This window comes from Massilia sp. TWP1-3-3 (assembly GCF_049897805.1).
Lineage (GTDB): Bacteria > Pseudomonadota > Gammaproteobacteria > Burkholderiales > Burkholderiaceae_D > Telluria_A.
Window position 1 is genome coordinate 111,004 of the sequence record NZ_JAFCWX010000014.1, and the last position, 20,425, is coordinate 131,428.

Sequence of the window (20,425 nt, forward strand, 5' to 3'; positions counted from 1 at the left end):
CGGTTATTCCTTGGGCGCGGGCGCCGGGGCGCCCGGTTGAAATAGCGTCTCGGGCACCGGGTCGGGCGGGACGGCGTCGAGCTCTTCGACCGCAACCGCGGTTGGCACGGCGGCGCCCTTGCCGCCCGGGCGCTTGCCCAGCAAGTGGTAGTCGAGCGCCTTGCGCGCGATCGGAGCGGCAATCGCGGCGCCAAAGCCGGCGTTCTCCACGATCAGGGCGAGCGCGATGCGCGGCTTGTCGGCCGGGGCAAAGGCGACGTACAGCGAATTGTCGCGGAAGCGTTCATTCATCGCCTTGGCATTGTATTTTTCGCCGCGTTTCAAGCCCACGGTTTGCGAAGTGCCGGTCTTGCCGCCGGCCGAGTAGCCCGCGTTGGCAAAGGCCAGCTTGCCGGTGCCCTCGAGCGTGACGCCGACCATCGCGTGCTTGATGATGTCGATGTTGGCCTGCTTGAGCGCGATCTTGAAGCTCGGCGCAGCCACCGTCGGCTTGCGCACGCGCGTGGTGCCGTCTTCGATCATCTTGACCAGGTGCGGCTTCATGACCACGCCGTCGTTGGCCAGCGTGGCCACCGCATGCGCCAGCTGCAAGATGGTATAGCTGTTGAAGCCCTGGCCGATGCCGATGTTGACCGTGTCGCCCTTTTGCCACTGCTGCATCGCCTTGTTCTTGGCGAAGTGCGTGCGCTTCCATTCCTTGGACGGCAGCACGCCCTTGCGTTCGCTGTCGAGGTCAATCCCGGTCAGGCGGCCAAAGCCGAACGGCTCCATGAAGTCGTGGATGGCGTCGATGCCCAGGTCGTTGCCAAGCATGTAGTAATAGGTATTGCAGGAGATAACGATCGAGCGGTACATGTCGACCGCGCCGTGGCCGCCCGCCTTGTCGTCCATCCAGCGGTAGCCGCCCAGGCTGAACGAACCCGGGTCGGAGAGCGTGTAGCCGGCCGTGCGCTTGCCCAGCTCGAGCGCGGCCAGCGCCATGAAAGGCTTGAAGGTGGAACCGGGCGGATAGGTGCCCTGCAGCGGGCGGTTCAGCAGCGGCCGGTCGAGCGAGGTATTGAGTTCGTTCCAGCTTTGGCTGTCGATCCCGTCGACGAACAGGTTGGGATCGAAACCGGGACGCGAGACATACGCCAGCACGTCGCCGGTGGACGGCTCGATCGCCACCAGCGCGCCGCGAAAGTCGGCAAAGGCGTCCTCGAGGATCTTCTGCAGCTCGATGTCGATCGACAGCACCAGGTTGTTGCCGGCGGTAGCCTCCGTGCGCGACATGGTGCTCACCGCGCGTCCGCCGGCGGTCTTGATGACTTTTTGGTAGCCGGTCTGGCCGTGCAGCTGCGCTTCGTAGCTTTTCTCGATGCCTTCCTTGCCAATGTGGTCGGTGCCGCGATAGTTGTTGCCGTCGCTGCCCTCTTCCAGCGCCTTGGCTTCGCGCTCGTTGATGCGGCCAATAAAACCGATCACGTGCGCCGCGCTCTCGCCCATTGGATACTGGCGAAACAGGCGTGCCTGCACGTCCACGCCGGGAAAGCGAAAGCGCTGTGCCGTAAAGCGCGCCACTTCGTCGTCGGCCAGGCGCGTGCGCAGCGGTACGCTTTCAAAGTTCTTGGACTCGGCCAGCAGGGTGCGAAAGCGCTTGCGGTCCTTCGGTTCGATCACCACCAGCGTGGCCAGTTCATCGATGACCGAGTCGAGCGTGGCGCGCAGCTTGGAGGGCGTGATTTCGAGCGTGTAGGCCGAAAAATTACGCGCCAGGACCACGCCGTTGCGGTCCACGATCAAGCCGCGGTTGGGGACGATCGGCACGATGGCGATCCGGTTGCCCTCGGCCAGCGCGGCGTAGTCGCTGTGCTTGACCACCTGCAGCCACACCACGCGCGCCACCAGCAGCGAAAAGCAGATAAAGACCAGGCCGAACAGCGCCGTGACGCGCAGGCGGAAAAGATGGATCTCGCGATCGTTGTTTTTAATTTCTGTCATTGCGCGAGCGGCATCAGATCGGGCGCGTGTCGTCGCGGTCGACGGCGCGGCGCTGGGGCGCCAGCAGCATCCAGGTGATCAGGGGCCACAGCACGATGCCGACCGCGCTCTCGGCAAAGTACAGCAGGCCGGAGCTTTTGCCGGTGATGATGTAGCGTACCAGCACCTGGGTCGCCTGCGTCATGAGCAGCAGCGGGAACACGTGCAGGGCCTGCGTCAGGACCGGAAACCACAGCACGCGGCGGTGGATCATGATCGCGAAATAGGACAGCAAGGTGTAAGCCAGCGCGTTCTCGCCGAGTAGCGTGGCCTCGTGCACGTCCATCAAAAGGCCCATGAAAAACGCCATGCCGATGCCGACCTTGCGCGGCTGGTGGATACCCCAGAACACCAGCACCAGCGCCACGAAGTCGGGCGCGCCGGCAAAATGCCCCCAGGGCAGCATGTTGACCAGGAAGGCCACCGTCAGGCTAAAGCCGATGAACAGGGGGCTGACGGGCAGCAGGATGTAGTGCGGGCGATTCATCGGGTAACTCCCGGGGTGGGCGCCGGCGCACGTACCGCTGGCGTGGCGCGATTGGTGGCAGCCGGAGCGGCGGTCGGGGCCGCGGGCAGCAGCGCAGGAGCCGCCGGCACCAGCGCTGCTGCCGTCTGTGAATCGGGCGGCGCCAGTACCGGCGCGCCGCTTGGCGTCATTTTGGGCAGGGCCGACTTCTTGACCGGCTTGACCGTTTCCTCGGGTGGGCGCGGCGCCAGCTTGGTGAGCGCCATCAGGATCAGGAGCTGGCGATGGCGGTCGATGCCGGCCAGCGGCTGGCAGACCACGCCGCCAAAGGCGCCGGCGGCGCTGTTTTCAACGCGGATGACCTTGGCCACGGCCAGCCCGGCCGGGTACACCCCGTCCAGGCCCGACGTGATGAGAATGTCGCCGACCAGAATGTCGGCGTTGGGCGTGACGAAGCGCAGGTCCAGCAAGCCCGATTGGCCGCGCCCATACGCCACGCTGCGCAGGCCGTTGCGCAGCACCTGCACGGGAATGGCCTGCTCGCGGTCGGTCAGCAGCGTCACTTCGGACGTGAACGGGAACACGCGCGTGACCTGGCCGACCACGCCGGCATTGTCGATCACGGGCAGGCCCAGGACGACCGCGTCGTTGCCGCCGCGGTCCAGCACGATCTTGCGGCTTGACGGGTCGCGCGCGTCGTACAGGATTTCGCTCATCAGGGTGGGCACCGGCAGCGCTTCGCGCGCGCCCATCAGCTTGCGCAATTGGACGTTCTCGGCCAATTGCTGCTGCGCCTGCTGCATGGTCTGGGCGGCGGCAACTTCGGCCATCTTTAGTTCGCGCACCTGCTTTTCCAGCGCCGACAGGGATGAAAAATAGGTCCCCATGGCGCCCAGCGCGTCGCGCGGCACCATCGCTACTTTTTGCAAAGGATAGAGCACCGTGGCGGCAATCTGGCGCACATAGGCGAGCGCGTGGAAATGCGAATCGACCACCAGCAGGATGATCGAAATGAACGCGAAAACTGTCACCTTGACACGGGCGGATGCACCTTGTTTGAAGAGTGGCGGCGGACTGTATTCCATGACTTCCAATAATGACGGCGCGCGGCACCAGAGGCCAAGGCGGCCAAGGCGGCCAAGGCGGCCGGTGCGGCCGGTGCAGCCGGTGCAGCTGGAACAGCCACCGCCCGGCCAAGTGCTTTATTCGTACGAGAAGATCGAACCGAGTTTGTCCATGCGCTCGAGCGCCATGCCCGAACCGCGCACCACGCAGGTGAGCGGATCTTCGGCCACCAGCACCGGCAGGCCGGTTTCTTCCATCAGCAGGCGGTCCAGGTCGCGCAGCAAGGCGCCACCGCCGGTGAGCATCATGCCTTTTTCGGCGATGTCGGCGCCCAGTTCCGGCGGGGTTTGCTCGAGCGCGTTCTTGACGGCCGAGACGATGTTGTTGAGCGGGTCGGTCAGCGCTTCGAGGATCTCATTGGACGAAATGGTAAACGAGCGCGGAATGCCTTCGGACAGGTTGCGGCCCTTGACTTCCATTTCCTTCACTTCCGACCCGGGGAAGGCCGAACCGATGGCCTTCTTGATCGCTTCGGCGGTCTGCTCGCCAATCAGCATGCCGTAGTTGCGGCGGATGTAGTTGACGATGGCTTCGTCGAATTTGTCGCCGCCCACGCGCACCGAACCCTTGTAGACCATGCCGCCGAGCGAAATGATGCCCACTTCGGTGGTGCCCCCGCCAATGTCGACCACCATCGAGCCGGTGGCGTCCGACACCGGCAAGCCGGCGCCGATGGCCGCTGCCATGGGTTCTTCGATCAGGTAGACCTGCGAAGCGCCGGCGCCCAGCGCCGACTCGCGAATCGCGCGCCGCTCGACCTGGGTCGAGCCGCAAGGCACGCAGATGATGATGCGCGGGGAAGGACGGAAGAATTTCGAGTCGTGCACCATCCGGATGAACTGCTTGAGCATCTGTTCGGTGACGGTGAAGTCGGCGATCACGCCGTCTTTCATGGGGCGGATCGCCTCGATATTGCCCGGTACCTTGCCCAGCATTTGCTTGGCTTCCTTGCCCACTGCCTGGATCGTTTTTTTGCCATTCGGGCCGCCTTCCTGGCGGATTGCGACGACCGACGGCTCATCGAGCACGATGCCCAGGCCGCGTACATAAATCAGTGTATTTGCCGTACCCAGGTCAATTGCAAGATCGTTCGAAAAATAGCTGCGTAAAAAACCAAACATGTGTGTCCTGATGCGCAAGCGCTGCGCGTGATCATTAATATGGAAACTGCATAAAACACAGGCTGCGCGCTTGCACGTACCCGCACCGGCGCGGCCTTGCTGATGCTGCGGCGAACCCTATTCGGTGCCGTCAACGCATTAGCCCGCCATTCTACCTTATAATTTAGGCGTTAATTGCTGAAAAACCGGTGTATTGCGCGCCTGACTCCACAGTGAAATCGGCGGCATTGACAAGCTTTTATCCGATTTAGCGCACTGTTATTCAAATTTCACTATCCATTTCCATAACATTTTGAACACGGTCCGCCCCGTGCATCCCGCCATGTCTCTCACGCTTTCAGACGTAAAACGCATTGCCAACCTGGCCCAGCTCCACATGGACGACGCCCATGCCGAGGTGGCATTGACAGAATTGAACGGCATTTTCGCACTGGCCGAGCAAATGCAGGCAATCGATACCACCGGGGTGGCGCCGCTATCGCAGCCGCTGGCCGCCTTATTGGGCAATTTGCCGCTGCGCCTGCGCGAAGACCAGGTCACCGAAGAAAACCGGCGCGACGATTATCAATTGAGCGCACCGAAAGTCCAGGACGGCCTGTACCTGGTTCCGCAGGTTATTGAATAAATACGAACCGACTATCAGACATGCATACCAAAACATTAAAACAGCTGTCCGCGCTGCTGCATTCAAAACAAGTATCGAGCACCGAGCTGACCGCGCATTACCTGCAGCGCGCGCAAGCGAGCGACCTGAACGCCTTTTTGCACGTGGACCCTGCCCTCTCGCTGGCCCAGGCGGCGGCCGCCGACGCGCGCCTGGCCGGTGGCGGCGCGGGCGTGCTGACCGGGATCCCGATCGCGCACAAGGATATTTTCGTCACGCGCGACTGGCGTTCGACGGCCGGCTCGAACATGCTGGCCAATTACACCAGCCCTTTCAACGCCACCGTGGTCGACAAGTTCGCCATGGCCGGCATGGTCACGCTGGGCAAACTCAATTGCGACGAATTTGCGATGGGCTCGTCGAACGAGAACTCGGCCTTTGGCGCCGTCAAGAACCCGTGGGACAAGCTGGCGGTGCCGGGCGGCTCCTCGGGCGGCTCGGCTGCGGCAATTGCCGCGCGCCTGGCGCCGGCGGCTACCGCCACCGACACCGGCGGCTCGATCCGCCAGCCGGCCGCGTTTTGCGGCGTGACCGGCATCAAGCCAACTTACGGGCGCGTCTCGCGCTACGGCATGATCGCGTTTGCGTCCTCGCTCGACCAGGGCGGGCCGATGGCGCAAACGGCCGAAGACTGCGCCTTGCTGCTCAATGAAATGATCGGCTTCGACGAGCGCGACGCGACCAGCCTGACGGCCGAACAGGGCAATGTGCGCGAAGACTTTACGCGCGACCTGAACCAACCCTTGACGGGCTTGCGCATCGGCCTGCCGAAGGAATACTTCGGCGAAGGCTTGGCCAGCGATGTGGAACAGGCCGTGCGCGCAGCGCTTGAGGAATTCGTCAAGCTGGGCGCCACGCTGGTTGACATCTCGCTGCCCAAGACGGCGCTGTCGATTCCCGTGTACTACATCATCGCGCCGGCCGAAGCCTCGTCGAACTTGTCGCGCTTTGACGGCGTACGCTACGGGCACCGCGCCGCCGAATACACCAACCTGAACGATATGTACAAGAAGAGCCGCGCCGAGGGTTTCGGCGCTGAAGTGCAGCGCCGCATCATGGTCGGCACCTACGTGCTGTGCCACGGCTACTACGACGCCTATTACGTGCAGGCCCAGAAGATCCGGCGCCTGATCGCCGACGACTTCAAGGCGGCGCTGGGCGAGCAGTGCGACGTGATCATGGGGCCGGTGGCGCCGACCGTGGCGTGGGACCTGGGCGCGAAATCGAACGACCCGGTGGCCAACTACCTGGCCGACATCTTCACGCTCTCGACCAGTCTGGCAGGCTTACCCGGCATGTCGGTGCCGTGCGGCTTTGGCCAAGGCGAGAAAAACAGCAGCCGCCCGGTGGGCCTGCAAATCATTGGCAACTATTTCGCCGAAGCGAAGCTGCTGGGTATCGCGCACCAGTACCAGCAAGTGACCGACTGGCATACCCGCGCGCCTGCCGGCGCTTAAACGCTCGAGCTAAAACGCACAAGCTAAAACGCTCAAGCTAAAACGCTTACGCTAAAAGACAACAGAGAGAATACTATGCAATGGGAAGTCGTCATCGGTATCGAGAACCACGTGCAACTCACGACCAACTCCAAGATCTTCAGCGGCAGTGCGATCGCCTTTGGCGCCGCGCCGAACACGCAGGCCAGCCCGGTCGACCTGGCGCTGCCGGGCGTGCTGCCGGTGATGAACAAGGGCGCCGTCGAGCGCGCGATCCGCTTTGGGCTGGCGGTGGGCGCCACCATCGCACCCGAGTCCATTTTCGCGCGCAAGAACTACTTCTATCCGGACCTGCCAAAGGGTTACCAGATCAGCCAGTTCGCCGACCCGGTGGTCATCGGCGGCAAGGTCACGTTCGGTTTTGAAAAGGATGGCAAGTTCGAAACGCGCACCGTCAACCTGACCCGCGCCCACCTCGAAGAAGACGCCGGCAAGTCGCTGCACGAAGACTATGCGGGCATGACCGGGATCGACTTGAACCGGGCCGGCACGCCGCTGCTGGAAATCGTCTCCGAGCCGGAAATGCGCAGCGCCGCCGAAGCGGTCGCGTACTGCAAGGCGCTCCATTCGCTGGTGGTGTGGCTGGGGATCTGCGACGGGAACATGCAGGAAGGCTCGTTCAGGTGCGACATCAACGTATCGGTGCGGCCGGTGGGGCAGACCGAATTTGGCACGCGCTGCGAGATCAAGAATTTGAACTCGTTCCGGTTCATTGAAGAGGCGGTGCACGTGGAAGTGCGGCGCCAGATCGAACTGATCGAAGACGGCGGCAGGGTAGTGCAGGCCACGCGCCTGTATGACCCGGACCGCAAGGAAACGCGTTCGATGCGCAGCAAGGAAGACGCGCAGGACTACCGCTACTTCCCCGACCCCGATTTGCCGCCGCTGCTGATATCGGAAGACTGGATCAGCCGCATCAAGGCCGACATGCCCGAGCTGCCGGGCGCGATGCGCGCGCGTTTCGTGGGCGACTACGCCTTGCCCGAATACGACAGCCTGATCATGACGTCGTCGCAGCAGATGGCCGGCTTTTTTGAAGCCGTGGTGGCCAAGGCCGGCAAGGAAAATGCCAAGCTTGCCGCCAACTGGCTGATGGGCGACGTCGCCTCGACGCTGAACCGCGAAGGCGTCGATATTGCCGATTCGCCGGTGGAAGCGTCGCAGCTGGCGCTGCTGTTAAAACGCATTGCCGACGGCACCATCTCGAACAAGATCGCCAAGGAAGTGTTTGCGGCGATGTGGGAAGCGAAGTCGAGCGACGAAAACATCGCCGACGCCATCATCGACCAGAAGGGCTTGCGCCAGATATCGGATAGCGGCGCGCTGGAAAAGATCGTGGACGACGTACTGGCCGCCAACGAGAAATCCGTCGAACAATACCGCGCCGGCAAGGAAGCGGCCATCAACGCGCTCATCGGCCAGGCGATGAAAGCCTCCAAAGGCAAGGCCAACCCGGCCCAGCTGACGGAACTGCTGAAGAAAAAGCTGGCCGGTTAAGCAGCAAAAAAGTTGCTACACAACCGGGGTCAGATGCCGTAGCGGGTGCGGTAGGCGGAGACGGCGTCCTTGTATTGCAGCAGCTCGGGGTCGGCGCCGGCGCCGTTCAGGTAGCTGAACAGGTCGTCGAGGTTGCCGATCGATACGACCGGGATGCCGAATTCCTGGCTGACTTCTTGTACCGCGGAACTGGCCGACAGCTCGCCGTCCTTGCCGGAGCGCTCCATCCGGTCCAGTGCGATCAGCACGGCGCATGGCTCGGCGCCGGCGGCGCGGATCATGTCCACCGATTCGCGCACCGAGGTGCCGGCCGAAATCACGTCGTCGATGATGACCACTTTGCCGGCAAGCTTGGCGCCGACGATGGTGCCGCCTTCGCCATGGTCCTTGGCTTCCTTGCGGTTGAAGGCGAACGAGGTGTTGTGCCCTTTGCCGGCCAGTGCGACAGCGGTGGCGGACGCGAGCGTTATGCCCTTGTAGGCCGGCCCGAACAGCATGTCGAACTGCACACCCGAGTCGAGCAGCGTCTGTGCGTAAAACTGGGCTAGCCGGGCCAGGGTGGCGCCGTCATGGAACAGGCCGGCATTAAAGAAATACGGCGACTGGCGCCCCGCTTTGGTGGTGAAGTTGCCAAAACGCAGCACACCCGTGGACACCGAAAACGCGATAAACTGTTGGCGCAAATTGTTCACGTTATTGCCTCATTGTTGAATTCATTGTTAGAAACTGGCCGTATTTTACGCCACCCCTCCCCCTGGAACCATGCCAAAAATTATTTCCGCCAACCTGAACGGGATCCGCTCCGCTCACAAAAAAGGCTTTTTCAACTGGATGGCCTCCCAAACCGCCGATTTTGTCTGCGTCCAAGAACTCAAGGCTCAGCTGCCCGACATGACCGAGGATTTCCTCGCGCCGGGCGGCTACCACGGCCACTTCCATTACGCCGAGAAAAAAGGGTATTCGGGCACCGGCATCTATAGCCGCACCAAGCCCGATGCGGTACGGGTCGGCTTCGGCAGCCCGGAATTCGATGCGGAAGGGCGCTACGTGCGCGCCGATTTCGGCAACCTGACCATCATTTCGGTCTATTGCCCGTCCGGCTCGTCCTCGCCCGAACGCCAGGAAGCGAAATTCCGCTTCATGGCGCTTTTCCTGCCGCATCTGCTCGAGCTGCGCAAGGAAGGGCGCGAAGTGGTCATTTGCGGCGACTGGAATATCGCGCACCATGAAATCGACCTGAAAAACTTCAAAGGCAACAAGAAGAATTCAGGCTTCCTGCCGGAAGAACGCGCCTGGCTCACGCGCGTGTTCGACGAATTGGGATTCGTGGACGTCCATCGCGGCATCGACAAGCGCCCGGAGCAGTACACCTGGTGGAGCAATCGCGGCCAGGCGTATGCCAAGAACGTGGGGTGGCGTATCGATTATCACGTCGCCACGCCCGGCATCGCGGCGCAGGCCAAGGCGGTGTCGGTGTACAAGGATGAACGGTTCTCCGACCATGCGCCCTTGATTATCGACTACTCGCTGTAATCGTTCAGAGCGTGCGGACGCTTTCAAAGCGCCGCCGCTCACCGCTCACCGGATCGTCAAACGCTATCGCGCGCGCCAGCAGTTTGAGCGGATTGATAAAATCATCTTCCTTGATCGGCAGGGCGACCGGATAGAACGCATCGTTCAAAATCGGTGCGCCGAGGGCCGCCATGTGCACGCGCAGCTGGTGCTTGCGCCCCGTGCGCGGCTGCAGCCGGTACAGCATGCCCTCCGCGCGCGGTTCAATCACATCGATCAGCGTTTCGGAATTCGGTTCGCCCGGCGCTTCTTCCATGCGAAAAAACGGCGTGCCGTCGACCATCCGGCTGCGATGGATGAAGGGGAATGCCCGATCCGGCATCGCCGGCGCCAGCGCTTCATACACTTTTCCCACGCTGCGCTGCTGGAACAGCGACTGGTACGCCCCGCGGCTCTCGGCGCGCAGCGAAAACAGCACCACGCCGGCGGTCTCGCGATCGAGCCGGTGGATGGGAATGAGCTGCTCTTCGCCCAGCTTGTGCTTCAGGCGCACCAGCAGCGACTCGTGCAGGAAGCGCCCGCCCGGCGTGGTCGGCAGAAAGTGCGGCTTGTCGACCACCAGCAGGTGCGCGTCGCGGTACAGGATCTGCTCTTCGAATGGAATCGGGGTTTCGTCGTCGAGCTCGCGGTAGTACCAGATGCGCAAGCCGCGCCGCAGCAGGCTGTCGGGGCCGAGTACCACGCCGCTGCCGTCGATCACTTCGCGGCGCGCCATGCGGTCGCGCCAGGTCGACTCGGTCACGTCGGCAAAGCGCGCCAGCAGATAGGCCAGCGCCGGGCCGGGAGCGAGCTCCTGGACCCACATGTAGCTGGGCGCCACGCCGTCGCGCATGGGCAACAAGGGCAACAACATCGCACTGGCGTCGGCAGGCCCGCCCATTTAATTCATGGCGGTCGTGCGGTACGGCGGCAGGCCATTGACCGAGGTGCCTTTGGCGCGCGCATACAGCGGCAGCAGCACGTTCATGTGGTTGTTCATCTGCTCGATGCGTTCGCGACCGCCCGGGTGGGTCGACATCCAGGCCGGCGGCGAGCCTTTGCTGGAGGCGGCCATTTTCTGCCATAGCACCACGCCGGCGCGCGGGTCGTAGCCGGCGCGCGCCGCCAGGTCCAGGCCGATCAGGTCAGCCTCGCGCTCGTCGTCGCGCGAAAACTTGAGCGAGGCCAGTTGCGAGCCATACTGGGCAACGGTACCGGTGATGTTGGGGTCAATGCCCAGCCAGGATGACAGCAAGGCGCCGCCCAGGCGCGCGCCAACATTGGTGGCGGTGGACTTGACCATCTGTTCGCGCCCGTGCTCGCGCAGCGCGTGGGCGATTTCGTGGCCCATGATGGCGGCCGCTTCATCGTCGGTCAGCTTGAGGGTGGTGAGGATGCCGCTGAAAAACGCAATGCGCCCGCCAGGCATGCAAAAAGCGTTGACCTGCTGCGAACCGAGCAGGTTGACTTGCCAGTTCCAGTTGGCCGCCTCCGGATTCCAGCGCGTGGTGTACGGGATGATGCGCTTGGCGATACTGCGCAGGCGGATCACTTGCGCATTGTTGGCCGGCGCCAGCGCCCCCTTGCTCTGGGCTTGCTGCATCAGCTGCAGATACTGCTCTTTCGATTGCGCTTCCATGGTCTCGGCAGAGGCAATCTTGCGCCATTTGGGCATGGGGCGCAGCTGGATGCCATCTTGCACCGTAGCCTGCCCGCTATTGCGCCCCTGCGTCTGTTGGCTGGCCCGCTCGGGCGCCTGTTCGGTATTGCGTTCGGGCGCCTGTTCGGTATTGCGTTCGGGCGTCTGTTCGGAACTGACCGACGATATCTGGCGCGGCAAGCTCTGCTGCGCGTTAGTAGCGCCGACGCAGCCGATCAAAGCAATGGCGAGGGTGACTTTTTTTAATTGATTCATAATGGTATTCCATGCTGTGAACTTGATAACACTATCATCGCAGGAAATGCTGCTTTGAGGCACACGATACCGCCTACGGCACGACAGGTGTTTTTTTGCGCAGCCGAAATACTGCCAAGCTGCCGCGCAGGTTGGGCAAGAACGAGACCGGCTTGCCATTGACCAGCGCCACCCGCTCCAGTACTTCAAGTCCGCATTCGGCGGCGAGTTCCTCAAAATCATAAATGGTTGCGCAGCGCACGTTGGGCGTGTCGTACCACTGATAAGGGAGCGACTTGGACACCGGCATGCGCCCTTTGATCAGCGCCACCCGGTGCGGCCAGTACGCGAAATTGGGGAACGAGACAATGGCCTCATTGCCAACCCGGACGATATCGCGCAGCAGCGGCTCGACGTGCTGCATCATTTGCAGCGACGACAGGCACAGCACGGTGTCGAAGGAATTGTCGCCAAAAATCGACAAACCTTTTTCCATGTCCTGCTGGATCACGTTGATGCCGCGCTTGGCGCTGGCCAGCAGCGAAGCGTCGGCAATTTCAATGCCGTAGCCGGTGCATTGTTTCCCGCTTTGCAGGTAGTGCAGCATGGCGCCGTCGCCGCAGCCCACGTCAAGCACGTGCGAACCCTCGCGCACCCAGTGCGCGATAAAGGCCAGGTCGGGCCGCAGGGTGGACAGGTCGTTAAAGTTCATGGCTTGCCTTTCGCGGCAAGGCCGTCCCAGATGCGTTCGTAATAGGCGCGCACCATGTTGATGTAGCGCGCGTCTTCCAGCAGGAAGGCGTCGTGGCCGTGCGGGGCGTCGATTTCGGCGTAGGTTACGCGGCGCCGGTTGCACACCAGCGCCTGCACGATCTCGCGCGAGCGCTGCGGCGAAAAGCGCCAGTCGGTGGAGAAGGAGGCTACAAAAAATTCGGCGCGGGTGGCGGCCAGCGCGCGCGTCAGGTCGCCGTCAAAGGCGCGCGCCGGATCGAAGTAATCGAGCGCCTTGGTGATCAAGAGGTAGGTATTGGCGTCGAAGTATTCGGAGAATTTGTCGCCCTGGTAGCGCAGGTAGGATTCGATTTCGAAGTCGACGCCAAAGTCGAATTTGTACTTGTTGCCTTCGCCCGCGTTGCGCAGCTTGCGGCCGAATTTTTCGGCCATGTCGTCGTCCGACAGGTAGGTGATGTGGCCCACCATGCGCGCCACGCGCAGCCCGTTTTTTGGCACCACGCCGTGCGCGTAAAAGTCGCCGCCGCGATAGTCGGGGTCCGACAAAATGGCCTGGCGCGCGACGTCGTTAAAGGCGATGTTTTGCGCCGACAGCTTGGGCGTGGAGGCGATCACCACGCAGTGGCCCAGGCGCTCCGGGTACATCATGCTCCAGGCCAGCGCCTGCATGCCGCCCAGCGAGCCGCCCATCACTGCGGCAAAGCGCGCGATGCCCAGTTGGTCGGCCAGGCGCGCCTGCGCGGCCACCCAGTCTTCCACCGTCACGACGGGAAACGATGCGCCATAGGGCTTACCGGTGGCCGGATTGTCGTGCATCGGGCCGGTCGAGCCGAAGCACGAACCGAGGTTGTTGACGCCGATGACAAAAAACCGGTTGGTGTCGACTGGTTTACCGGGGCCGACCATGTTGTTCCACCAGCCGGGGTTCTGGTCGCCTTCGTACATGCCGGCCACGTGGTGCGAGGCGTTGAGCGCGTGGCATACCAGCACGCCGTTGGAGCGCTCGGCGTTGAGCGTGCCGTAGGTCTCGTACATGAGCGTGTAGTCGGCCAGCGCCGCGCCGCCCTGCAGTTGCAAAGGCTCGGCAAAGCGCATCGTTTGGGGTGTGACGATTCCAATGGATTGCATGTGGCTCGCTAAGTGATTCAATATATGGATAAACTTGCAGAAAACCGTATCAAATAATCTGTAGCTGTTCGACCGCTTCCGCAATTAAGTGCGGCTCCATGGTGCGCAAGATCTTGCGCGTGTGCGGGGTGATCGTGGTCAGGTCGCAGTTGAGGATTTCCTGCTTGACCGACAGCAGCTGCGCCGGATGCATGGAAAATTCGCGCAGCCCCATGCCCAGCAGCAACCGCGTGAGCTTGGTGTCGCCCGCCATTTCACCGCACACGGCCACGTCGATGCCGGCCTTTTTGCCGGCCATGATGGTCATCGCAATCAGTTGCAAGATGGCCGGATGGAGCGGGTTGTACAGGTGCGCCACTTCGTAGTCGACGCGGTCAATCGCCAGCGTGTACTGGATCAGGTCATTGGTGCCGATCGACAGAAAGTCCATGCGTTTGACGAACATCGGCAGCGCCAGCGCGGCCGCCGGGATCTCGATCATGGCGCCCACTTCAATGGCCGCGTCGTACTTGTGGCCGGCCTCGCGCAGCTGGGCCTTGGCCTGCTCGATCATGGCCAGCGACTGGTCGATCTCGAACGCGTGCGCCAGCATCGGGATCAAGAGGCGCACCTTGCCAAAGCTCGATGCGCGCAAAATGGCGCGCAACTGCGTCAGGAACAGCTGCGGCTCGGCCAGGCAGTAACGGATCGCGCGCAGGCCCAGCGCCGGGTTGAGCGCCGTGTGCTCGCTCTGGTCGAGCGGCTTGTCGGCGCCGATGTCGAGCGTGCGGATCGTGACCGGGCGCCCTTTCATGGCCGTCACGGCCTTTTTGTACTGCTCGAACTGTTCGTCTTCGCTGGGAATGCGGTGCGCGTGGCCGGCGCGCGCCATGAACAGAAATTCGGAGCGGAACAGGCCCACGCCTTCGGCGCCGGACTCCAGCGCGCCGGGGCAGTCGTCGGGCAGCTCGATGTTCGCGTGCAGCGTGATGGTGGTGCCGTCGCGCGTGACGGCGGGGGTTTTCTTGAGCTTGAGGAGCTTTTTGCGCGCCTTTAGCATGGCGCCCTGGCGCGCGCGGTATTGGTCGAGCACCAGCGCACTGGGGTTGGCGATGACGACGCCGGCGTCGCCGTCGATGATGACCCAGTCATCCTGTTCGATCAGCGAGGAGGCCTGCGACATGCCGACCGCCGCCGGAATATCCAGGCTGCGCGCGACAATGGCGGTGTGCGAATTCTGCCCGCCCACGTCGGTCACAAAACCGATGAAGGAGCGGTCGCGAAACTGCAGCATGTCGGCCGGCGAAATGTCATGCGCGACGACGATCATCTGCGGCTGGAACTGGTCGCCCGTGGCCGGTGCGCTCGCCAGCTGCGCGGTCCCCATCAGCACCTTGAGCACGCGCTCCGCCACTTGCTGGATGTCGGCCTTGCGTTCGCGCAGGTACTCGTCTTCAATCTCGTCGAACTGCGCCGACAGTTCGTCGATCTGCGTGACCAGCGCCCATTCGGCGTTGTAGTGGCGGGTGCGGATGATGTCGAGCGGCGCTTCGGAAATCATGGGATCCGACAGGATCAGCGCATGCACGTCGATGAACGCGCCCAGTTCGGTGGGGGCGTCTTTCGGCAGGTCGGTCCACAGGGCCTGCAGGCCGCGGTGCACGTCGGCCAGCGCATCTTGCAGTCGCCGCACTTCGTTCTCAAGCTGCTCTTCGGCCACCAGGTAGTGCTTGACGTCCAGCGCGGCAGGCGTGAGCAAGTGCGCGCGCCCGATCGAAATGCCGCGGGAGACGGGGATGCCGTGGAGCGTGAACGATGCCATTGGTAGTCCTGGGTGTCCGAAGTGTCCTGGGTTTCCTGCTATTAAGCGGCCTGCCGTACGGTCCAGCGGCATTACTCGCCTTCGCCGAACTTGTCGTTGATCAGCGCGGCCAGCGCCTCGACACACTCCTTTTCATCGGCACCGTCGGCCTCCAGCGAGACTTTGGCGCCCTTGCCGGCGGCCAGCATCATCACGCCCATGATCGACTTGGCGTTGATGCGGCGCGCGTTGCGGGTCAGCCAGACGTCGCTCTTGAATCTGGCGGCCAGCTGGGTGAACTTGGCCGAAGCGCGCGCGTGCAGGCCCAGTTTATTGATAATCTCAAGATCTTGTTGAATCATTTTTGTTGTCGTCTTTATTGAAGGTCTCGATGCCCATGCAACAGCCTATGGCCGATGCGCCCTTAACTTTACGCCGGACCTACCCGGACCCGGTTGTCGACCCGTACCGCGCCGCTTTGCGCGCCGGCCAGCGCCATTTCGACCACCACGTCGAGCGTGTCGCGCCGGTACGTGATCGCCCGCAGCAGCATCGGCAGGCTGATGCCGGCGATGACTTCCACCCGGCCGGCGTCGGCCAGGCTGTTGCAGCAATTGGCCGGCGTGCCACCCTTGATGTCGGTGATCACCAGCACGCCGCTGCCGTCGTCCAGACGGGTAATCGCGTCGCGCGCCATGGCGTTCACTTCGAGCAGATCCTGGTCGGCGTTGACGTCGATCGCCTCGAAGCGCTCGGTGGGGCCGCGAAACACGTGCGCCACGGCGGCGATGAATGCCTGCCCCAGCGGCGCGTGGGTCAGCAACAGGATGCCGACCATATTATGCCCGCCCTGCCTGCAGCTCCAGCGCATCGATGAACATCGCGGCCACGTCAAAGCCGCTCTGGTCGGTGATCTCCTGGAAGCAGGTCGGGCTGGTCACGTTCACTTCGGTGAGGCACTCGCCGATCACATCCAATCCTACCAGCAGCAAGCCGCGCGCGGCCAGAATCGGCCCGATGGCCTCGGCGATGTGGCGGTCGCGCGCGGTGAGCGGCTGCGCCACGCCCACGCCGCCGGCGGCCAGATTGCCGCGGATTTCATCGCCCTGCGGGATGCGCGCCAGCGCGAACGGCACCGGTTTGCCATTGATGACGAGGATGCGCTTGTCGCCCTTGACGATCTCAGGGATGTAGCGCTGGGCCATGATGGTGCGCGCGCCGTTGAGGGTCAAGGTTTCAATGACTGAACCGAGATTCATGCCGTCGCTCTTGATGCGGAAAATGCCGGCGCCGCCCATGCCGTCGAGCGGCTTGAAAATCACATCCTGGTGGCGCACGTGAAAAGCGCGCAGGCGCGCCGGATCGGACGAGACCAGCGTGGGCGAGGTGTATTCGCTGAACTGGGCGATCGCCAACTTTTCGTTATGGTCGCGAATTGCCGATGGCTTGTTGAACACGCGCGCGCCCTGGTTTTGCGCCAGTTCGAGCAGGTAGGTCGCGTAGACGTACTCCATGTCGAAGGGCGGATCCTTGCGCTGCAGGACGGCGTCGAATTCGGACAGGCGGCAGGCGGCCTTGGGAGCGGGCACGAACCAGTTGTCAAGCTGGCCGGTGAGGGTAATGTGGGCCACGTTGGCCGTGACGACGCCTTCGTCGAGCGCCATGTCGCTTTGCTCGAACGCGTGGATCGTGTGGCCGCGGCGGGCCGCCTCGCGCATCATGGCGAAGGTCGAATCCTTGTACGTTTTGAAGCCTGCCAGCGGATCGGCGAGGAAAGCGATTTTCATGGACGTTTCCAGTGGGGGTAATGAGCTGATTTTAGCCGGAAACGGCAATGTTGGCTTGACAAGGGCAGATCAGGTCGCGGGAACGCGGCGCAATGCGCGGCAAATCCCGTCTATCCGTAGGGCGCAACAGCGCAGCGCATTGCGCCAAGCGCCGCCAGGAACGCGTCAATACACCTCGGGATTGGGATCCGTGCGCTCCATCTCCAGCGACGCGGCCAGCAAGCCCAGACGCGCCACCACCCCATATACATAAAACCGGTTGGGCGCGGCCGTCCCCGGCTTGGCTTTCAAGTCCGGCACGGCATGCTGCTGGGCAAACGCCAGCGGCACATATTGCGAACCGGGGGCGTTCAAGTTCTGGTCGACCCCGCGCTCGGCATGGATCCGGTAAAAACCGCCCACCACATAGCGGTCGATCATGTACACCACCGGTTCGGCCACCGCATCCTGAACACTTTCAAAGGTCGGCACGCCTTCCTGAATGATGACGTCGGTAATTTCGACCCCATCCTTGATCACGGACATCTTGTTGCGCTGCTTGCGGTTCAGGTCCTTCACTTCGCTCGCGTCGCGCACCGTCATGATGCCCATGCCGTAGGTCCCAGCATCGGGCTTGACGATGACGAAGGGCTTTTCCTTGATCCCGTATTCCTTGTACTTCTTGCGGATCTTGGCCAGCAGCATGGTGACATTGTCGGCCAGGCATTCGGAGCCGTTGTCTTCCTGGAAATTGATCTCGCCGCACTTGGCGTGGAAGGGATTGACCATCCACGGGTCGACATCGATCAGCTTGCCGAATTTTTTCGCTACTTCATCGTAGGCGGCCAGGTGGTTGCTCTTGCGGCGCAGCGCCCAGCCGGCATGCAGCGGCGGCAGCAGCGACTGCTCATGGATGTTTTCCAGGATCGCCGGGATGCCGGCCGACAAATCATTATTCAGCAAAATGGTGCACGGATCGAAGTCCACCAGCCCCAGCCGGCGCCCATTGCTTGACCTGACCATTGGCTCGATCACCAGCATGTTGCCATCAGGCAGCGCCAGCGGCGTGGGCTGGGTGATGTCCGGCGACAGCGAGCCGAGCCGCACGTGCAAGCCCGTCTGGCGGAAAATCTGCATCAGGCGCGCGACGTTTTGCAGGTAGTGAGGATTGCGGGTGTGACTTTCGGGCACCAGCAGCAGGTTGCGCGCGTCCGGGCAATACTTGTCGATCGCCGCCATGGCCGCCTGCACGGTCAGCGGCAGCATCTCGGTGGCAAGATTGTTGAATCCACCGGGGAATAAATTGGTATCGACCGGGGCCAGCTTGTAGCCGGCGTTGCGCAGGTCGACCGAGCAATAGAACGGCGGCGTGTGTTCCTGCCACTCCATCCGGAACCAGCGCTCGATGGCGGGCGTGGCCCCCAGAATTTTTTTCTCGAGGTCGAGGAGCGGGCCGGTGAGGGCTGTGGCGAGGTGGGGAACCATGGAGTGACGTCCTTAAGGCTTCATCGATAATGTGTTCCGCATAAGTCGGGGCGGATTCCTTATTTTAAAGTGTTTCGGGGCCCATCAACGCAAAAAGGCGCCCCGTGGGGCGCCCGGACGACCCGCTTGCGCGGGCCGAAGGTCAGAAGCAATCAGGAATGGTAGGCCGACTCGCCGTGGCTGGTAATGTCCAGACCTTCCCGCTCTTCTTCTTCCGGTACCCGCAGACCGATGACCAGGTCCACTAGCTTGTAGGCAATGAAGGCCACCACGGCCGACCAGAGAATGGTCGTGCCGACGGCGGTTGCCTGCGTGATCACCTGGCCGCTGATCGAATAGTCGGCCGACGGCTTGTTCGCCACATAATCCCAGATGCCGGTGCCGCCCAGCGACGGCGAGGCAAATACGCCGGTCAGCAAGGCGCCCAGAATGCCGCCCACGCCGTGCACGCCGAACACGTCTAGTGCATCGTCGGCACCGATCAGGCGTTTCAGGCCATTCACACCCCACAGGCAAATAATACCAGCCAGCAACCCGATCACCAAACCGCCCATCGGCCCGACGAAACCGGCCGCAGGGGTGATGGCCACCAGGCCGGCCACGGCGCCGGAAGCGGCGCCCAGCATCGATGGCTTGCCCTTGGTGATCCATTCGCCGAACATCCACGACATGGTGGCGCAGGCGGTGGCCAGCAGCGTATTGATGAAGGCCAGCGCGGCAACGTCGCCCGCTTCGAGGGCCGAACCGGCGTTAAAGCCGAACCAGCCGGCCCACAGCAGCGAAGCGCCGATCATGGTCATGGTCAGCGAGTGCGGCGCCATGGCTTCGCGGCCATAGCCGACGCGCTTGCCGATCATGATCGCGCCCACCAGGCCGGCGATGGCCGCGTTGATGTGGACCACGGTGCCGCCTGCAAAGTCGAGCGCGCCCTTCTGGAACAGCCAGCCCGCTTTGGCGCCTTCGATGCCTGCCGAGGCGGCGTCGGTGATCATGTCAGGGCCGGTCCAGAACCAGACCATGTGCGCTACCGGCAGGTAGCTGAAGGTGAACCACAGCACCATGAAAGCGAGCACGGCCGAGAACTTGATGCGCTCGGCAAAGGCGCCGACGATCAGCCCGCAGGTGATGGCGGCAAATGTGCCCTGGAACGCGACGAAGGCGAACTCGGGAATGACGACGCCCTTGCTGAACGTGGCAGCGTAGGCGAAGGTGCCCTTGATCGGATCGAAGATACCGCCCAGCATCAGACGATCGGCGCCGCCAAAGAAGGCATTGCCGCCGGTGAACGCAATCGAGTAGCCGTAAATGCACCACAACACGATGATCAGCGCGAACACGGTAAATACTTGCATCAAGACCGACAGCATGTTCTTGGTGCGCACCAGGCCGCCGTAGAACAGCGCCAAGCCGGGGATCGTCATGAGGATGACCAGGATGGTGGCGATGAACATCCAGGCGGTGTCGCCCTTGTTGGGCACCGGCGCGGCAGCCGGGGCTGCTGGCGCAGCTGCAACAACTGCTGCTGCGGGAGCCGGCGCAGCAACCGCGGCTGCGGGCGCCGCAGCTGCGGCCGGGTCCGTTACGGTTGCCGTTGCTGCCGGCGCATCGGCCGGGGCCGCGTTTTGCGCCGCCACCGGCAGCGCACTGAAGGCGAACAGCAGGGCCGCCGCACCCAGCCATTTTGTGATCGTGTTGTTCATC

At 62.9% G+C, this 20,425-nt stretch carries 19 protein-coding genes; 4 read left to right on the top strand and 15 right to left on the bottom strand.

What is annotated here, in order from left to right; translation table 11 throughout:
• Positions 1 to 3: 3 nt before the first annotated feature.
• The 4 genes from mrdA to ACP7D4_RS15845 form a co-directional block, all read right to left on the bottom strand.
• Positions 4 to 1,980: a penicillin-binding protein 2 gene (gene mrdA / locus ACP7D4_RS15830; protein ID WP_426210019.1), complete on the bottom strand. Its 1,977-nt coding sequence runs from the start codon at positions 1,978 to 1,980 to the stop codon at positions 4 to 6.
• Between the two features lie 13 nt (positions 1,981 to 1,993).
• Entirely contained in the window at positions 1,994 to 2,506 is a 513-nt protein-coding gene (mreD, locus tag ACP7D4_RS15835; protein ID WP_426105341.1) for a rod shape-determining protein MreD, read from the bottom strand.
• A complete protein-coding gene (gene mreC, locus ACP7D4_RS15840; RefSeq protein ID WP_426105343.1) occupies positions 2,503 to 3,570 on the bottom strand; it encodes a rod shape-determining protein MreC in 1,068 nt (355 codons plus the stop codon). The genes mreD and mreC overlap by 4 nt, the downstream gene beginning before the upstream one ends.
• A 117-nt stretch (positions 3,571 to 3,687) precedes the next feature.
• A complete protein-coding gene (locus ACP7D4_RS15845) occupies positions 3,688 to 4,731 on the bottom strand; it encodes a rod shape-determining protein (protein ID WP_018057985.1) in 1,044 nt (347 codons plus the stop codon).
• Positions 4,732 to 5,053: 322 nt separating this feature from the next.
• Between ACP7D4_RS15845 and gatC the strand changes: the two genes are divergently transcribed.
• The 3 genes from gatC to gatB all read left to right on the top strand — a co-directional run bounded on the left by gatC (position 5,054) and on the right by gatB (position 8,388).
• Positions 5,054 to 5,356 (top strand): Asp-tRNA(Asn)/Glu-tRNA(Gln) amidotransferase subunit GatC, encoded by a 303-nt coding sequence (gene gatC, locus ACP7D4_RS15850; RefSeq protein WP_426105345.1) that lies wholly within the window; start codon positions 5,054 to 5,056, stop codon positions 5,354 to 5,356.
• Between the two features lie 20 nt (positions 5,357 to 5,376).
• Positions 5,377 to 6,852 (top strand): Asp-tRNA(Asn)/Glu-tRNA(Gln) amidotransferase subunit GatA, encoded by a 1,476-nt coding sequence (gene gatA / locus ACP7D4_RS15855; protein WP_426105348.1) that lies wholly within the window; start codon positions 5,377 to 5,379, stop codon positions 6,850 to 6,852.
• 75 nt (positions 6,853 to 6,927) lie between these two features.
• Positions 6,928 to 8,388 carry an Asp-tRNA(Asn)/Glu-tRNA(Gln) amidotransferase subunit GatB gene (gene gatB, locus ACP7D4_RS15860; RefSeq protein WP_426105349.1) on the top strand — a complete coding sequence of 487 codons (1,461 nt, stop codon included), beginning with the start codon at positions 6,928 to 6,930 and terminating at the stop codon, positions 8,386 to 8,388.
• A 29-nt stretch (positions 8,389 to 8,417) separates the two neighbouring features.
• Here gatB and pyrE read toward each other — a convergent pair whose 3' ends face one another.
• Positions 8,418 to 9,080 carry an orotate phosphoribosyltransferase gene (gene pyrE, locus ACP7D4_RS15865; protein WP_426105351.1) on the bottom strand — a complete coding sequence of 221 codons (663 nt, stop codon included), beginning with the start codon at positions 9,078 to 9,080 and terminating at the stop codon, positions 8,418 to 8,420.
• Between the two features lie 70 nt (positions 9,081 to 9,150).
• On the opposite strand from pyrE, the gene ACP7D4_RS15870 reads away from it, so the two are divergent.
• Positions 9,151 to 9,921 carry an exodeoxyribonuclease III gene (locus ACP7D4_RS15870; protein WP_426105353.1) on the top strand — a complete coding sequence of 257 codons (771 nt, stop codon included), beginning with the start codon at positions 9,151 to 9,153 and terminating at the stop codon, positions 9,919 to 9,921.
• 4 nt (positions 9,922 to 9,925) lie between these two features.
• Here the strand turns inward: ACP7D4_RS15870 and ACP7D4_RS15875 are convergent, their stop codons facing one another.
• The 10 genes from ACP7D4_RS15875 to ACP7D4_RS15920 all read right to left on the bottom strand — a co-directional run bounded on the left by ACP7D4_RS15875 (position 9,926) and on the right by ACP7D4_RS15920 (position 20,424).
• Entirely contained in the window at positions 9,926 to 10,813 is an 888-nt protein-coding gene (locus ACP7D4_RS15875) for a pseudouridine synthase (protein ID WP_426210021.1), read from the bottom strand.
• A 27-nt stretch (positions 10,814 to 10,840) separates the two neighbouring features.
• Positions 10,841 to 11,854 (bottom strand): M48 family metallopeptidase, encoded by a 1,014-nt coding sequence (locus tag ACP7D4_RS15880; RefSeq protein WP_426210023.1) that lies wholly within the window; start codon positions 11,852 to 11,854, stop codon positions 10,841 to 10,843.
• A 73-nt stretch (positions 11,855 to 11,927) separates the two neighbouring features.
• The gene (gene metW, locus ACP7D4_RS15885) at positions 11,928 to 12,545 is read right to left on the bottom strand and encodes a methionine biosynthesis protein MetW (protein ID WP_426210025.1); all 618 of its coding nucleotides are present in this window, start codon (positions 12,543 to 12,545) and stop codon (positions 11,928 to 11,930) included.
• Entirely contained in the window at positions 12,542 to 13,660 is a 1,119-nt protein-coding gene (gene metX / locus ACP7D4_RS15890) for a homoserine O-succinyltransferase MetX (protein WP_426105397.1), read from the bottom strand. The genes metW and metX overlap by 4 nt, the downstream gene beginning before the upstream one ends.
• Before the next feature lie 82 nt (positions 13,661 to 13,742).
• Positions 13,743 to 15,494 carry a phosphoenolpyruvate--protein phosphotransferase gene (gene ptsP / locus ACP7D4_RS15895; protein ID WP_426105359.1) on the bottom strand — a complete coding sequence of 584 codons (1,752 nt, stop codon included), beginning with the start codon at positions 15,492 to 15,494 and terminating at the stop codon, positions 13,743 to 13,745.
• Between the two features lie 71 nt (positions 15,495 to 15,565).
• On the bottom strand, positions 15,566 to 15,835 hold the full coding sequence (locus ACP7D4_RS15900; RefSeq protein ID WP_426105360.1) for an HPr family phosphocarrier protein: 270 nt from the start codon (positions 15,833 to 15,835) through the stop codon (positions 15,566 to 15,568).
• Between the two features lie 68 nt (positions 15,836 to 15,903).
• Entirely contained in the window at positions 15,904 to 16,311 is a 408-nt protein-coding gene (locus ACP7D4_RS15905; RefSeq protein ID WP_426105361.1) for a PTS sugar transporter subunit IIA, read from the bottom strand.
• 1 nt (position 16,312) lies between these two features.
• Positions 16,313 to 17,260 carry a glutathione synthase gene (gshB, locus tag ACP7D4_RS15910; protein WP_426105363.1) on the bottom strand — a complete coding sequence of 316 codons (948 nt, stop codon included), beginning with the start codon at positions 17,258 to 17,260 and terminating at the stop codon, positions 16,313 to 16,315.
• Between the two features lie 165 nt (positions 17,261 to 17,425).
• Positions 17,426 to 18,724 carry a glutamate--cysteine ligase gene (gshA, locus tag ACP7D4_RS15915; RefSeq protein WP_426105364.1) on the bottom strand — a complete coding sequence of 433 codons (1,299 nt, stop codon included), beginning with the start codon at positions 18,722 to 18,724 and terminating at the stop codon, positions 17,426 to 17,428.
• 152 nt (positions 18,725 to 18,876) lie between these two features.
• Positions 18,877 to 20,424 (bottom strand): ammonium transporter, encoded by a 1,548-nt coding sequence (locus tag ACP7D4_RS15920; RefSeq protein WP_426105366.1) that lies wholly within the window; start codon positions 20,422 to 20,424, stop codon positions 18,877 to 18,879.
• Position 20,425 lies beyond the last annotated feature (1 nt).